The sequence below is a fragment of the Actinophytocola xanthii genome, from assembly GCF_001921205.1.
Classification (GTDB): Bacteria; Actinomycetota; Actinomycetes; order Mycobacteriales; family Pseudonocardiaceae; genus Actinophytocola; species Actinophytocola xanthii.
Window position 1 is genome coordinate 20111 of record NZ_MSIE01000096.1, and the last position, 13685, is coordinate 33795.

General features: G+C 74.9%; 14 protein-coding genes. 7 read left to right on the forward strand and 7 right to left on the reverse strand.

What is annotated here, in order from left to right; genetic code table 11:
* Positions 1 to 8 precede the first annotated feature (8 nt).
* The 4 genes from BU204_RS34440 (at position 9) to BU204_RS34455 (ending at position 3786) form a co-directional block, all read left to right on the forward strand.
* The gene (locus BU204_RS34440) at positions 9 to 1139 is read left to right on the forward strand and encodes a glycosyltransferase family 4 protein (RefSeq protein ID WP_075129995.1); all 1131 of its coding nucleotides are present in this window, start codon (positions 9 to 11) and stop codon (positions 1137 to 1139) included.
* Positions 1140 to 1210: 71 nt separating this feature from the next.
* On the forward strand, positions 1211 to 2344 hold the full coding sequence (locus tag BU204_RS34445) for a glycosyltransferase family 4 protein (protein WP_075130014.1): 1134 nt from the start codon (positions 1211 to 1213) through the stop codon (positions 2342 to 2344).
* Between the two features lie 12 nt (positions 2345 to 2356).
* Positions 2357 to 3220, forward strand: coding sequence for a glycosyltransferase family 2 protein (locus BU204_RS34450; protein ID WP_075129996.1), 864 nt, complete (start codon positions 2357 to 2359; stop codon positions 3218 to 3220).
* An 8-nt stretch (positions 3221 to 3228) separates the two neighbouring features.
* The gene (locus BU204_RS34455; protein WP_075129997.1) at positions 3229 to 3786 is read left to right on the forward strand and encodes a hypothetical protein; all 558 of its coding nucleotides are present in this window, start codon (positions 3229 to 3231) and stop codon (positions 3784 to 3786) included.
* A 13-nt stretch (positions 3787 to 3799) separates the two neighbouring features.
* Here the strand turns inward: BU204_RS34455 and BU204_RS34460 are convergent, their stop codons facing one another.
* The 3 genes from BU204_RS34460 to BU204_RS34470 all read right to left on the reverse strand — a co-directional run bounded on the left by BU204_RS34460 (position 3800) and on the right by BU204_RS34470 (position 6043).
* A complete protein-coding gene (locus BU204_RS34460; protein WP_075129998.1) occupies positions 3800 to 4354 on the reverse strand; it encodes a hypothetical protein in 555 nt (184 codons plus the stop codon).
* Positions 4355 to 4405: 51 nt separating this feature from the next.
* Positions 4406 to 4846 (reverse strand): hypothetical protein, encoded by a 441-nt coding sequence (locus BU204_RS34465; protein WP_075129999.1) that lies wholly within the window; start codon positions 4844 to 4846, stop codon positions 4406 to 4408.
* A 90-nt stretch (positions 4847 to 4936) separates the two neighbouring features.
* The gene (locus tag BU204_RS34470) at positions 4937 to 6043 is read right to left on the reverse strand and encodes a mannose-1-phosphate guanylyltransferase (RefSeq protein ID WP_075130000.1); all 1107 of its coding nucleotides are present in this window, start codon (positions 6041 to 6043) and stop codon (positions 4937 to 4939) included.
* A gap of 32 nt (positions 6044 to 6075) precedes the next feature.
* On the opposite strand from BU204_RS34470, the gene BU204_RS34475 reads away from it, so the two are divergent.
* Entirely contained in the window at positions 6076 to 6990 is a 915-nt protein-coding gene (locus tag BU204_RS34475) for a DNA-3-methyladenine glycosylase family protein (RefSeq protein ID WP_075130001.1), read from the forward strand.
* Here the strand turns inward: BU204_RS34475 and BU204_RS34480 are convergent.
* From BU204_RS34480 to BU204_RS34495, 4 genes are read right to left on the reverse strand one after another with little or no spacing between them, the layout of a single operon-like run.
* Positions 6975 to 7523 (reverse strand): NUDIX hydrolase, encoded by a 549-nt coding sequence (locus BU204_RS34480; protein WP_075130002.1) that lies wholly within the window; start codon positions 7521 to 7523, stop codon positions 6975 to 6977. The genes BU204_RS34475 and BU204_RS34480 overlap by 16 nt on opposite strands.
* Positions 7520 to 8866, reverse strand: coding sequence for a coenzyme F420-0:L-glutamate ligase (locus tag BU204_RS34485; protein ID WP_075130015.1), 1347 nt, complete (start codon positions 8864 to 8866; stop codon positions 7520 to 7522). The genes BU204_RS34480 and BU204_RS34485 overlap by 4 nt, the downstream gene beginning before the upstream one ends.
* Positions 8867 to 8870: 4 nt before the next feature.
* Positions 8871 to 9845 (reverse strand): 2-phospho-L-lactate transferase, encoded by a 975-nt coding sequence (gene cofD / locus BU204_RS34490; RefSeq protein WP_075130003.1) that lies wholly within the window; start codon positions 9843 to 9845, stop codon positions 8871 to 8873.
* 29 nt (positions 9846 to 9874) lie between these two features.
* A complete protein-coding gene (locus BU204_RS34495) occupies positions 9875 to 10642 on the reverse strand; it encodes a site-2 protease family protein (RefSeq protein ID WP_075130004.1) in 768 nt (255 codons plus the stop codon).
* Positions 10643 to 10873: 231 nt separating this feature from the next.
* Here BU204_RS34495 and BU204_RS34500 point away from each other — a divergent pair, with 231 nt between their 5' ends.
* The gene (locus tag BU204_RS34500) at positions 10874 to 11191 is read left to right on the forward strand and encodes a WhiB family transcriptional regulator (protein ID WP_075130005.1); all 318 of its coding nucleotides are present in this window, start codon (positions 10874 to 10876) and stop codon (positions 11189 to 11191) included.
* Positions 11192 to 11238: 47 nt separating this feature from the next.
* Positions 11239 to 13685: glycosyltransferase family 2 protein (locus BU204_RS34505; RefSeq protein WP_083661890.1), on the forward strand; the 2447-nt coding region annotated here is incomplete at its 3' end.

A 13685-nucleotide genomic window follows, 5' to 3' on the forward strand; every position in this document is an offset into this window, starting at 1 on the left:
CTGTGCCAGTGCCAGAGCTCATCGTGCTGACCGAGCAGCTGTTGGCGCCCGTCCCCGGCGGGACCGGGCGCTACACCCGCGAGCTGGCCGCCGCCCTGGCCGCCAGCACGCCGACCGGGTGGACGGTGGCGGGCGTGACCGCCACGCACAAGGACCTGTCGCCGGCGGTCATCCCCGGCGTGGCCGGCCCCCGCGCGCTGCCGCTGTCCAGACGCGGCCTGACCGCGTTATGGGAGCGCGGGGTGAACCTCTGGCCCGGCGGCGACGCAGTGCACGCCCCGACCCCGCTCGCCCCGCCCGGTCCCCGCCGCGGCCGCAGCCTCATCGTCACCGTGCACGACCTGGTGCCGTTCACCCACCCCGAGACCCTCACCCGCCGCGGCGCCGCCTGGCACCAGAGCGCCATCCGCCGCGCCGCCGCCCGTGCCCACGCCATCGTCGTGCCGACCACCTGCGTCGCCGAGGACCTGCACCGCTACGCGCCCGGTCCGGCGACCGTCGCCGTCATCGGGCACGGCGTGCCGGACGCACTGCTCGCGCCGGTCGAGCCGGCCCAGCTGCACGCCACCGCCGTGGGCCTCGGGCTGCCGTCCGCCTACGTCCTCGCCGTCGGCACCGTCGAGCCGCGCAAGGGGCTCGACGTGCTCATCGAGGCCATGGCCAAACCGTTCGCGCCCGACCTGCCGCTGGTCGTGGTCGGGCCGAAGGGGTGGGGGCAGGTGGACCTGGCAGCGCTCGCCGACCGGCACGGGCTCGCCCAGGGCCGGCTGCACGTCCTGGGTCAGCTCACCGACGCCGACCTGGGCGTCGTCCTGCGTCGGGCCTCGGTGCTCGCCGCCCCGAGCCGGGCCGAGGGCTTCGGCTTACCCGTGCTGGAGGCCATGGCCGTCGGCGTTCCGGTCGTGCACAGCGACGTGCCCGCCCTGGTCGAGGTCGCCGGCGGGGCCGGGGTGTCGGTACCGCCGGACAACGCCAGGGCGCTCGCCGGAGCGCTACGGGCGGTCGTGGACGACCCGGCTTCCACCGCGATCCGGGTCGCCGCCGGGCGGTCCCGGGCCCAGGCGTTCAGCTGGGCCCACGCCGCGGCCGAGCTCTGGCGGCTGCACACGCGGTTCTTCGACATGGCGAGTGTCAGGTAGTGGGCTTTTCACCCGGTCGTGGTCGTCGGATCCGGCCGCAGTCGTACGCTGCTCACGTGGCCGAACCGCACGTGCTGATCGACGCGACCGCCGTGCCGGCGGATCGCGGCGGGGTCGGACGGTACGTGGACTCGCTGGTCTTCGCGCTGGACTCGGAGGGTGCGCCGATCACCGTCGTCTGCCAGCCGCGTGACGTCGAGCTGTACGGGCGGCTCGCGCCGAACTCGCGGATCGTGCCCACCGCTGAGGCCAACGCCACCCGCACCGCCCGGCTGACCTGGGAGCAGACCACGCTGCCGCGCCTGGTCCGGCGGCTGGGGGTGGACGTGCTGCACTCCCCGCACTACACCACCGCGCTAGCGAACCCGGCCGCGTCGGTGGTCACGCTGCACGATGCGACCTTCTTCACCGACGCGGCGCTGCACCACTCGATCAAGGCCCGCTTCTTCCGGGCCTGGACCCGCACCGCGCTCGTCCGCGCCTCGCTGTGCGTCGTGCCGAGCGCGGCCACGGCGACCGAGCTGGTCCGGGTGGCCCGGGCCGATCCCCGCCGGCTGGAGGTCATCCAGCACGGCGTCGACGCCGAGCGCTTCCACCTCCCCACGCAGGACGAGATCGACGTCGCCCGCTCGATGGTCGGCCTCGCGCCGGACACCCCGTACGTGGCGTTCCTCGGCGCGCTCGAGCCGCGCAAGAACGTGCCGGCGCTGATCCGCGGGTTCGCGGCGGCCTGCCGGGGGCGGTCCGACCCGCCCGCGCTCGTGCTCGCCGGGCAGCCCGGGTGGGACCGCCAGGTCGAGCGCGCGCTGGACGACGTGCCACACCGGCTCCGGGTCATCCGCGCGGGCTACCTGCCGTTCGAGACGCTGGCCGGCTTCCTCGGCGGCGCAGAGCTGGTCGCCTACCCCTCGCTCGGCGAGGGCTTCGGCCTGCCGGTGCTCGAGGCCATGGCCTGCGGCGCCTGCGTCCTGACCACCCGCCGGCTCGCGCTGCCCGAGGTCGGCGGGGACGCCGTCGCCTACTGCGGCGTCGGGGCGGGCGACATCGCCGCGGCGCTGGTCGAGCTGCTGGACGACCCGGCCCGGCGTGCCTTCCTGGCCTCCGCGGCCCAGCGGCGGGCCAAGGAGTTCTCCTGGCTGACGAGTGCCGAGGGGCACCGCGCCGCCTACGAGAGGGCGCACCGGGTGCACCGGCGGGGGCGCTGAGGGGCACAATATGTGCCCGTGCCCGAGGAACACGGTTCTGAGCTAGCCGTCATCATCGTGACCTACTCGCCGGGCGAGACGCTCGACCGCTGTCTGGACACCCTGGCCAAGGCCACCTCGCGGCCGGTGCGGGTGATCCTCGCGGACAACGGCTCCACCGACGGCGCACCCGAGCGGGCGGCCGCCGAACGGGAGAACGTCGAGCTGCTGCGCACCGGGGGCAACCTGGGCTACGGCACGGCGGCGAACCTCGGCGCCGCGGAGCTCGACGCCTCCTACGGCTGGGTGGTCGTCGCCAACCCCGACCTCGAGTGGGGCGACGGGGCACTGGACACTATGCTCGAGGCCGCGCGGCGCTGGCCCCGCGGCGGCGCGTTCGGGCCGCTGATCAAGGAGGTCAGCGGGGAGGTCTACCCGTCGGCACGGCTGCTCCCGTCGCTCGGGCGGGGGATCGGACACGCGGTCGTCGGCCGGGTCTGGCGCGGCAACCCGTGGACCAGGGCCTACAAGCAGTCCGACACCACGGTCGTGGAGCGGGAGGCCGGCTGGCTCTCCGGCTCCTGCCTGCTGATGCGCCGGGCCGCCTTCGAGTCGGTGAACGGCTTCGACCAGCGGTACTTCATGTACTTCGAGGACGTCGACCTCGGCGACCGCCTGGGGAAGGCGGGGTGGCAGAACGTGTACGTTCCGTCGGCCGAGGTCGTCCACCTCCAGGGCCACTCGACGGCCCGCTCCTCCGCCGCCATGCTCGCCGCCCACCACGACAGCGCCTACCGCTACATCGCCGACCGGCATCCCGGCCCGCTCTGGGCGCCCGTCCGCCTGGCCGTCCGCGCCGGGCTGACCGCCCGCCTCAAACTCGAGACCCGCGCCTAGGGCACCTGATGACCCGGCTGACCACCATCCGCGCCGTCGCCGTCCTCGTCGCGACCGTGTCGCTGGCGGGCTGCGGCGAGACGGGCTACGAGGGCACGGGCACGGCGGCATGCCCGGCGCTTCCCGCCGATGTCGTCGCCGCCGTCGCCGGAAACCTCTCGGCCTCGGGCGAGGGGTACGAGCCCGACGCGGACGACCCGGAGGGCGGCTCGCTGCCCGCCAGGTCGCAGAGCGACGGCGGCATCCTCTACCGCTGCCGCTGGGCAACGACCGAGGGCGGCGCCGGGATCACGGTGTTCGTGACCCAGACGAGCGCCGACCGCGTCGCCGAGGTCACCACCTGGCTGCGGGAGCAGCGGGGCCCGGACCTGACGGCCGGCGCGAGCGGGTACGGCCGCGCGCTCTACGCCGGCGGGGACCAGGGCGCCCCGCACGCCCGGTGGGCCTGCGGCGACCGGGTGCTCGAGGTCGACCTCGACAGCCCGAAGGACGGCACGGACGCCCTGCAGGGGGTGAAACGCCTGGCTGAGGCGCTGGTGCCGAAGCTGGGCTGCCCGCCGTCCTGACCCGCGGGGCCGGTCAGGGCTGCTCGACGGTCTCCCGCCGCGCCAGCTCGGTGAACGCGGCCTCCAGGTAGCCGCGCAACGGGCGGCCACGCGCCGACACCAGGTCGGCGAGCAGGACGACGGCGTGCTGGTTGACCGCGGCCGCCGACGGGCGCGGCGGGACCGCGTTCCAGGGGTCGTCCGGCTCCGGCGGCCACGTGTCCCCGCTGCCGGCGTCCGGCGGGGTGTCCGGATGGATCCCGAGCGCGCCGCTGAGGACGACGACCAGCACGCCGGGGTCGATACCGGGGAACCACGGCGCCGCCGACCGGCCGCAGCGGCCGATGATCTCGCGGAGGTCGTCGCCGTCCACGCCGTCCGGGAGCACCTCCTCCAGCAACAGCCGAACGGCGTCGCCGAGGATGACCCGCACGTGCTCGGGGTCGGCGAGCAGGAGGCGGCCGCAGGCGTCGTCGAACGCGACCGCGTCGCCTGCCTGCGCGGACGCGACCGCGTCGGTCACCGCCGACGCGATCACCCTCGCCGCCGGCGGCAGCTCGCCGAGCGTGAGCCGGGGTGCGCGTGCCATGGCCGGGAACGCTACCGCCGCCCACCGACAACCGGCCGCCCCGGGTGTGCCCTAGCCCTCCAGGCGCTGGGAGAGGGTGGAGGGGGTGCTGGGGGGCTGCTTGGTGGTGGGGATGAGGCCGTCCAGCTCCTCGGTGTGGGCTTCCGGAGCCGGGGCTGGGCGGGGCCGGCGCTGCTGGCGGAGGCGCTCGGCGTCCTCGATGCGGCGCTGACGGGAGCGCATCCCGGGGGGAGTGGCGACCATGTCGGTCGCGGCCTCCTGGGCGATGGCGGGGACGTTCTCCGTCGGCCGGGCCCGGACCAGCGGGCTGGGGACGACCAGGGTGGCCTCGGGGTCGTCGTGGCGGTCATCGTTCGCGGCGACGACGGTGCGCGGGATCTGCAACGTGCTCGCGGCGTCCATGGGCGAAACGGCGCTCTCCGGTGTCACCACGAAGGCGCCTCGCGCCCGAGCCCGCGCCAGCGCGGCGTCAGCCCGTTCACGGGGGTCCATGTGTCGGCCACTCCCTGCGCCGTTTGGATGTTGTCTGTCCAGCGTAGGCCTTTCGACGCGCCGCGTCAGCGAAGATCTGAAATAGATCACTCACACGTGCGCCGTGTGCCCGCGCTCCCGCAGGAGCTCGGTGAGCCGCTTGATGTCCTGCGCCCGGTCCCGGTGGCAGACGAGCACGGCGTCCTGGGTGTCCACGACGATCAGGTCCCGCACCCCGAGGGTCGCGATCACCCGGGGGGCGCAGGAAACCGCGATCACGCCGGTCCCGTCGACGACCAGGACCGGAGCACCCTGCGGGCCGACCTCGACGATTCGCGCGCCCTCCACCTCACGGCCGAGCAGCTCGCCGACGGTCTCGAAGTCCCCGATGTCGTGCCAGCCGAAGTCTCCGGGCACGGTCGCCACGAGGCCCTCGGCGGCGGCCGGCTCCATCACCGCGTACTCGACGGCGACCTTCGGGACCGTGGGCCACAGCTGCCCGAGCACCGCCTCCTGGCGCTCGGTGTCCCAGGCGCGCGCGATCTCCCGGACCGGGTCGTGCACGTCGGGCCGGCGGGCGGCGAGCTCGGCGAGGAACACGTCGGTCCGCCACAGGAACATGCTCGCGTTCCACAGGTAGCTGCCCGACCCCAGGTACTCCGCGGCCACCTCGGCCGTCGGCTTCTCCCGGAACTCCAGCACCGCCTGGCGCACCCCGGGCCTCGCCGGCTCGCTGCACCGCAGGTAGCCGTACCCGGTCTCCGGCCGGGTCGGGGTGATGCCGATCGTCATCAGCAGCCCCTCGGCCGCGCCCTCGACCGCGTGCCCCACCACCTCCTGGAACGCCCGCGTGTCGGTGATCAGGTGGTCGGCGGCGAACGAGGCCATCACCGCGCCGGGCGCCCGCTCCTCGATGACCGCCGCGGCCAGCGCGATGGCCGCGCAGGAGTCCCTGGCGAACGGCTCGACGAGGATGTTGCGCTCGGGCAGCTCGGGCAGCTGGCGGGCGACCGAGGTGGCGTGCGCGACGCCGGTGACCACCAGCAGCCGCTCCGGTGTGGACAGCGGTTCCAGGCGGTCGAACGTGGCCTGCAGCAGCGACCGGTCGGTGCCGGTCAGCGCGTGCAGGAACTTCGGGTTGGCGGCCCGGGACAGCGGCCACAGCCTGGTGCCGCTGCCCCCGGCCGGCACCACCACGTGCAAGTCGGTCGGGCTCATTCCGTTGACGATATCCGGGTAGCGTCTGGCCCATGAGGGTGCCTTCGGCCGAGCGGAGACTCATCCCGGACTTCCCGCTCGACCTGGCCGTGGTGCTCGCGCCGCTGCGCCGCGGCCACGCCGACCCGGCGTTCCGCCGCACCCCCGCCGGATGCACCTGGCTCGCCGCCAACACCGCCGCCGGTCCCGGCACCCTGGCCATCGCCCGCGCCGGCGGCGAGGTCCTCGCGCAGGCGTGGGGGCCCGGCACGGAGCCGCTGCTCGACGGCGTGCCCGCGCTGCTCGGGGCGCACGACGACGACTCCGACTTCCGTGCGCACCATCCGCTGGTCGCCGACCTCCGCCGGCGGATGCCGGCACTGCGGCTCGGTTCGACCAGTCGGGTGTGGGACCTGCTGGTGCCCTCGATCCTGGAGCAGAAGGTCACCGGCTACGAGGCACGCCGCTCCTGGCGGGAGCTGTGCCGGCGGTTCGGCGAGCCGGCCCCCGGACCCGCCCCGGCCGGGATGCGCGTCCCGCCGACGCCGAGGGCGATCCTGTCGGTGCCGGACTGGGAGTGGCACCGGGCCGGTGTCGACCTGGCCCGCCGGCGGGCGATCGTGGCGGGCGCGCGGGCGGCCCACCGGCTGGAGCGTGCGGTGGAGCTCGGTGGCCGGCCGGGACGCGACGTGCTGCGGACGGTGCCCGGCGTGGGCTTCTGGACCGCGGCCGAGGTCGCCCAGCGCGCCTGGGGCGACGCGGACGCGGTCAGCGTCGGCGACTTCCACGTCCCGAGCATCGTCGGCTATGCCCTGCTCGGCCGGAAGCTGGACGACGCCGGGATGCTCGAGGTGCTGGCGCCCTACGCCCCGCACCGGCACCGTGTCGTGCGCTACCTGGAGGCCGCTGGCATCTCCCGCCCCCGGTTCGGGCCGCGGTTCTCGCCCCGGGACTACCGGGCGATCTGAGCGGCACTCGCCATCGCCGCCAGCCCGCTCACCCCGTCCGGGTCGGGCAGCGCGCCGAGCGGCCACCAGCGCAGGTCCAGCGACTCGGCGCTGCGCACCGGCTGCGCGGCGGTCGGTGCGCGGACGAGGAACCGGACGTCGAAGTGCCGGGTCGGCAGGCCGAGCGAGCAGGTGATCGGATGGACGTCCACGTGGACCGGGACCGGGTCGATGATCAGGCCCTCGATCCCGGACTCCTCGGTGGCCTCGCGCAGGGCCGCGCCGGCGAGCGTGCTGTCCGTGGCCTCGCAGTGCCCGCCGAGCTGTAGCCAGGCGCCGACGCGGGGGTGCAGGGTCAGCAGCAGGTGCTCGCCCTCGGCGTCGAGCACCAGCGCCGAGGCGGTGAGGTGGCCGGGCTCGCAGGATCGGGAGCAGGCGTCCGGACGGGCGGCCAGGAACCCCAGGAACGCCTCGCGCAGCGACCGCTGGGCGCGGTCGGGCGGTCGCCACGAGCTCAGCGTGGCGACCGCGTCGGCGTGGAGAGCGGTGGTCACAACTGGAGGAACCGGTCGTCGACGTCGCCGACCTCGCGCGGGGTCAATGGGCCGTCGGCGGGGTGGCCCACCGCGACCGCGCCGAGCGGTTCCCAGTCCGCGGGCAGCTCGAGGACCTCGCGGACCACGTCGGCGCAGAAGATCGTCGAGGACACCCAGCAGGATCCGAGCCCCTCGGCGGCCAGCGCCACCAGCAGGCCCTGCACGGCGGCACCCGAGGCGATCGTGAACATCGTCCGCTCGGCCTCGGCCCGCCGCGCGTCGGGATAGGCGTGCGCGCCCTCGCGGACCAGGAACGGCACCACGATCTCGGTCGCGCCATACAGCAGGTCGCCGCGCCGCACCCGGCGGTCGATCCGCTCCTCGGAGAAGCCGTCGGCGGCGAGGTCGGCCCGCCAGCGCGCCCGCATCTCGTCGAGCAGCCGCTTGCGGCGCGCCCGGTCGGCCAGGTGTACGAACCGGACCGGCCTGGTGTGGTGCGGTGCCGGCGCGGTCAGCGCGGCCACCACCGCCCCGCGCAGCGCATCGATGTCCACCGGCTCGTCGGTGAAGGCCCGCACCGAGCGGCGCAGCAGCACGGCCTCACGCCGTCCCGCCGCCAGCGCCTCCTCGGTGCCCATCCGGAACAGGTCCTCGTCGACCGGCCGAACCAGCTCCCGCGCGGTGGACTCGGCCGAGGGGATGATCGAGAGCCCGCGCACCACGGCCACCGGGATCCCGCCGAGCTTGCCCTTCACCAGGTCCGCGGCGGCGGCGATCTCGTCGGCGACCGCGACCTCGGTCACGGCCAGCTCGTTGCCCTGGCGGTCCACCCTGCCCTGGTAGCCGTGCAGCACCCGCAGCCCCGACGCGCCGATCGCGACGTCGGTCTGGCCGAGCCGCCAGGCGCGGCCCATCGTGTCGGTGATGATCACCGCGACCTCGACCCCGAGCCGTTCGCGCAGGCCGCCGCGCAGGGCGAACGCCGAGCCGTCCGGGTCCGCGGGCAGCAGCGCGAGCTCGTCGGCGGCCACGTTCGAGGCGTCGACGCCGGAGGCGGCCTGGACGATCCCCAGGCGGTTCTCGGTGATCAGCGTCCGGGCCCGGCGGGCCAGGATTCTGGTGGACTCCTCGAAGACCAGCCGTCGGCGGATCCGGTCCCGCTCCTCCTGGTCGGCCGGGACCCGAACCAGTCGTCCCTCTATTTTGGACACCACTTTGCTGGTCACCACGACGACGTCCCCGGATCGCAGCCACGGGGCGGCACCGGCGAGCGCGCCGGTGAGGTCGTCGCCGGGACGGAACTCGGGCAGGCCCTCGACCGGCAGGACCTCGATCCGGCCCCGGGCCGCGTGGTCGCTCAGGTGATCAGTCAACGGAAACCCCGGCAACGGAGAACGCGGCCCGCACCATCTCGGCCGTCGCGTCCACATCGGACATCAACAGCGGCACGGCGCGGACCTCGACGCCGGGTACCTCGGCCCCGTCACCGGTGTGCACCAGCCAACCGTCCAACAGCCCTTCGCCGTCGCGGCGCGAGCCGTAGTGCCGACCGACCGCCTCGGCGGTGGTCGCCACGCCGATCGCGGTCAGACAGGCGTCGGCCATGCCGCGCACCGGCCGGTCGGCCACGATCGGCGAGATTCCGACGACCGGTGCGGCCGTCTTCGCCAGGGCCGTCCGGATCCCCGGCACGGCCAGCACGGTACCCACGCTGACGACCGGGTTGGACGGCGCGAGCAGCACGATGTCGGCGTCGGCGACGGCGTCGAGCACGCCGGGCGCGGGTGTCGACTCCTCCGCGCCGACCGGCACGATCGAGTGCGCCGGCAGCGCGGCCTGGTGGCGGATCCACCACTCCTGGAAATGGATCGCCTGCCGCTGGCCGGTGTCCGGGTCGTCCACCACGACGTGGGTCTCCACCCGGTCGTCGGACATCGGCAGCAAATCCACGCCGGGCTGCCAGCGCGCGCAGAGCGCCTCGGTGACCGCGGAGAGCGGGTAGCCGGCACGCAGCATCCGGGTGCGGACGAGGTGGGTGGCGATGTCCCTGTCGCCGAGCCCGAACCACTCGGACCCGGCCCCGTAGGCGGCCAGCTCCTCGCGGACCGTCCAGGTCTCGCCGGTGCGGCCCCACCCGCGCTCGGTGTCGATGCCGCCGCCGAGGGTGTACATGCACGTGTCGAGGTCCGGACAGATCCGCAGGCCGTGCAGCCACACGTCGTCCCCGGTGTTCACCACCGCGGTGACCCGGTGCTCGGCGCCGGGCAGGCCCAGTGCCCGCTTGACCCCCTGCAGGAACCGGGCTCCGCCGACCCCGCCGACCACGACAGTCACCTTCATAAGCCAACCTTCACGCTTTGTTCACCGACTCACGTCCAGAAGCGGAACACGCTGTCGCCGATCCCGGCGAGCAGGCCGTCACCACCGACGAGGTCGAACACCGACAGGGACACCTCGCTGAACGCCTGACCGATCGCGGGTATGCCGATGAGGCAGGCGAACAGGATCAGCGGCGCCCACGGACGGGCCTTGGCGCCGAACCGCTGCGCCTCGTAGGACAGGAACGGCTCCAGCGCGCCCCAGCCGTCGAGGCCGGGGATCGGCAGGATGTTCAGCACGAACGCGAAGACCTGCAGCAGTGCGAGGTAGGACAGGGCGGCGGCCAGCCAGAACGTGGGCTGGAACACGGCGACAGCGATGATCAGGATCGCGCCGAGCAGGAGGTTGAAGAACGGTCCGGCCAGCGACACCATCGAGTCGATCCGCTTGGAGCGCAGGGCGTGGTGGTTGATCCACACCGCGCCGCCGGGCAGCGGGATGCCGCCGATGGCCAGGATCAGCAGCGGCAGCACCAGGCTGAACACCGGGTCGGTGTAGCGCCGCGGATCCAGGGTCAGGTAGCCCTTGAAGTAGACCTCCCGGTCACCGCCCTTGTAGGCCACGATCGCGTGCCCGAACTCGTGCAGGCACAGCGAGACGCCCCACCCGGCGAGCACCATCAGGAACGTTCCTGCCTCCACCGCCACGGTCGGCCGGCCGGTGCCGTCGTCGCCGAACACGATGGCCAGCGCGCCGCCGACGGCCACGGCGAGGATGGCGAGGAACACGGGCGAGGGTCGGACCGCTGAGCGCTGCACGCCACGAGTCTGCCAAGGTGGGCCGCCGCGGCCGGACGCACCCTGGTTCACCGGTCCCGACCGCACCTCGTTGCCCGTTTTCCGCTGCCCTTTAGGGCATCACCCGGCTGGGTACTTCGCTTGACGCGCCGGCATGACACGGGTGTAATCACATCGATGTCATTCGCCGGTGAGAGGGCGAGTGGTGTCCGCCAACCCGGGGAGCGCGAAAGGCGAGGAGGCGGACGGGACATGACACTGGAAATCAGCGATGGGAGTCGCGTCGTGGAGTGGGGGGAGCACCCGCACGAGGAGCTGGGTGTTCTAGCCGAGCTGTTCGACGAGGCGGAAGAGCAGGAGTGGCAGGAGCGCGCGCTGTGCGCGCAGACCGACCCGGAGGCGTTCTTCCCCGAGAAGGGCGGGTCGACGCGGGAGGCCAAGCGCATCTGTCAGGGGTGTGAGGTGCGCGCGGAGTGCCTGGAGTACGCGCTGGCCCACGACGAGCGGTTCGGCATCTGGGGCGGCCTGTCCGAGCGGGAACGGCGTAAGCTGAAGAAACGCGTTATCTAGTCGCGACTTTCATGATGGGCTGAGGCCGTTCATGGCATCTTGTGCGAATGCCTCGCTACGGCCCCCGGGGTAGTACGCCGGTACTGCGCACCGCTCCGGTGCTCGCCGTCCTGGTGTGCCACGACGGCGAGGAATGGCTGCCGACGGCGCTGGCGGCGCTCCGCGCGTCCGCCCCGCGGCCCCGGCACGTGCTGGCCGTCGACACCGGTTCACTCGACGCGACACCCCGCCTGCTGAGCGAGGCGGCGCGCGGCGAGGACCGCGTGCTCGACGGCGTGCTCACCCGCGACCGGACGACCGGGTTCGCCGGCGCCGTGCAGGACGCGGTGTCTGCCGCCATCGAGCGCTGGGGCGACCCCGGCGGCTGGATCTGGGTGCTGCACGACGACTGCGCGCCCGACCCGGCCTGCCTCGCGACGCTGCTGAGCGCCGCCGACGCCTCGCCGTCGGCCGGCGTGCTCGGCCCGCTCGCACTGGACTGGGACGACCCTCGCCTCGTGGTCGAGGCCGGCCTGTCCACGGACTCCGCCGGGCACCGGCAGACCGGCATCGGACCGTCCGAACTGGACTGGAGCCGGCTGGGCCGCGGGCACCAGTACGGGCAGAGCACCGAGGTGCTCGCGGTGCCCTCGGCCGGCATGCTCGTGCGGCGCGAGCTGTGGGAGCGGCTGGGCGGCTTCGACCCGGCGATCCCCCTGCTGCGCGAGGACATCGACTTCGGCTGGCGGGTCAACCGGACCGGCACGATTGTGCTGTGCGTCCCGGCCGCCCGGATGCGTCACGTCCGCGCTGTCGAGACCGGGCTGCGTGCCGCGGACGCCCGCGGCGACGGCGGACCGCACGGTTCGGTGCGCGCGATGGACCGGGCGCAGGGCTTACGCACCTTCCTGGTCAACTGCTCCTGGCTGTCGTTCCTGGTGGGCATTCCCCGGCTGACCGTGCTGGGGCTGGTCCGGGCGCTGGGCTTCGCCCTGCAGCGCCGGCTGGAGGAGTGCCGGGCCGAGCTGCGGGCGCTGGGCTACCTGCTCGGCGGCCGAGCGGCCCTGCGCGAGGGGCGGACGCTGCGCCGGGCCGCGGTCGAGGTGCGCTCGGTGCGCGGGCTGTTCACCAGCCGGCTCACCCGGGTGCGCAACAGCGCCAGGGCCGGCGTCGCGCACCTCGTGCGGCGGCGGTTGCAGGCCGACGCGGCGCTGGGCCGGCTCCCCGACGCAGCCGACGGCGACGCGGTCTGGCTGCCCGCCGAGGTGCAGCTCGAGCCGGCCAAGCTGCCGGTCGGCCCGCAGGCCCTGCCCGCCGGTGCCGGGGGCCGACCGCGACGACCAGCCGGACTGCGCCGCCCGGCGACCTCGGTCGCCGTGTCGCTCGCCCTGCCGGACCTCACCCCCGCCCGCGGGCTGCGCCCCTCGCCGGGCCCTCGGCCCTCGCCGGTGCCGCGGGACGGCTCGCGCCCGCCGCAGCCGGACCTGGTGCTCGTGCAGGTGAACCGGGCGCGGTTGGCCAGGCAGGTCCTGCTCGCGCCGCCGGTGCTGCTGGTGGTGGGCCTGCTCGCGCTCGGGCTGCTGGTCAACGCCGGCCGGCTCGGCGTCGACCTGGCCGGGGGACGCCTGCTGCCGGTGCCCGACCTCGTCGCGACCTGGTCGAGCTACCTCGCCACCTGGCACCCGGTGGCCGGGGGTACCGCCGCCCCGGCACCGGCCGCGCTCGCCGTGCTCGGTGCGCTGGGGGCGTTGCTTGCCCCGGTCGGCGGCCCGCCGGCCGCGGTCGCCGTGCTGGTGCTCGGCGACCTCCCGCTGGCCGGCCTGGCCGCGTACGCGGCGACCCGGCGGCTGCCGGTCCAGCGGTGGGTGCGGGCGCTGGTCGCCGCGGCCTACGCGTTGCTGCCGGCGGGGACCGCGGCCGTGGCACAGGGCCGGCTGGACGTGGTCGTCGCGCACATCCTGCTGCCGCCGGTGACGGCGGGGATCGTCGCACTGCTCGGCCGGGCGCGCACCGACTCCTCCCGCTGGCTGTCGACGGCGGCGGCGTCGGCGATCGGGCTGGCCGTGCTCGGGGCGTTCGCGCCGCTGGTGCACCTGCTGCTGGTCGGCTTCGCGCTGGCCGGGTTCGTGCTGGTGCCGGGCCGGCGTGGGGACGGGCGCAGACGGGTCACCGCGCTGTTCGTGCTGGTGCTGATGCCGTTGGCGCTGCTGCTGCCGTGGCCGGCGGTGCTCATCCAGCACCCGGGCGTGGTGTTGCAGGGGGTGGGCGCGTTCGTCGCCACCGAGCCGGTGTCGCTGCCCCGGCTGCTCGCCCTGGCACCGGGCGGCCCCGGCGGCTGGCCCTGGGTGGGCCTGCTGGTCGGCCTCGCGGTGCTGGCCGGGCTCGCCCTGCGGCCTCGGCGCGCGGCGCTGCCGGGGCTCGCGCTGGCGCTGCTCGGCGGGCTGGCGGTGGCCGTGGTGCTGCGGTTCCCGGCGCCCCCGCTGACCGGCGGCCCGGCGCGGGAGGGCTGGCCGGG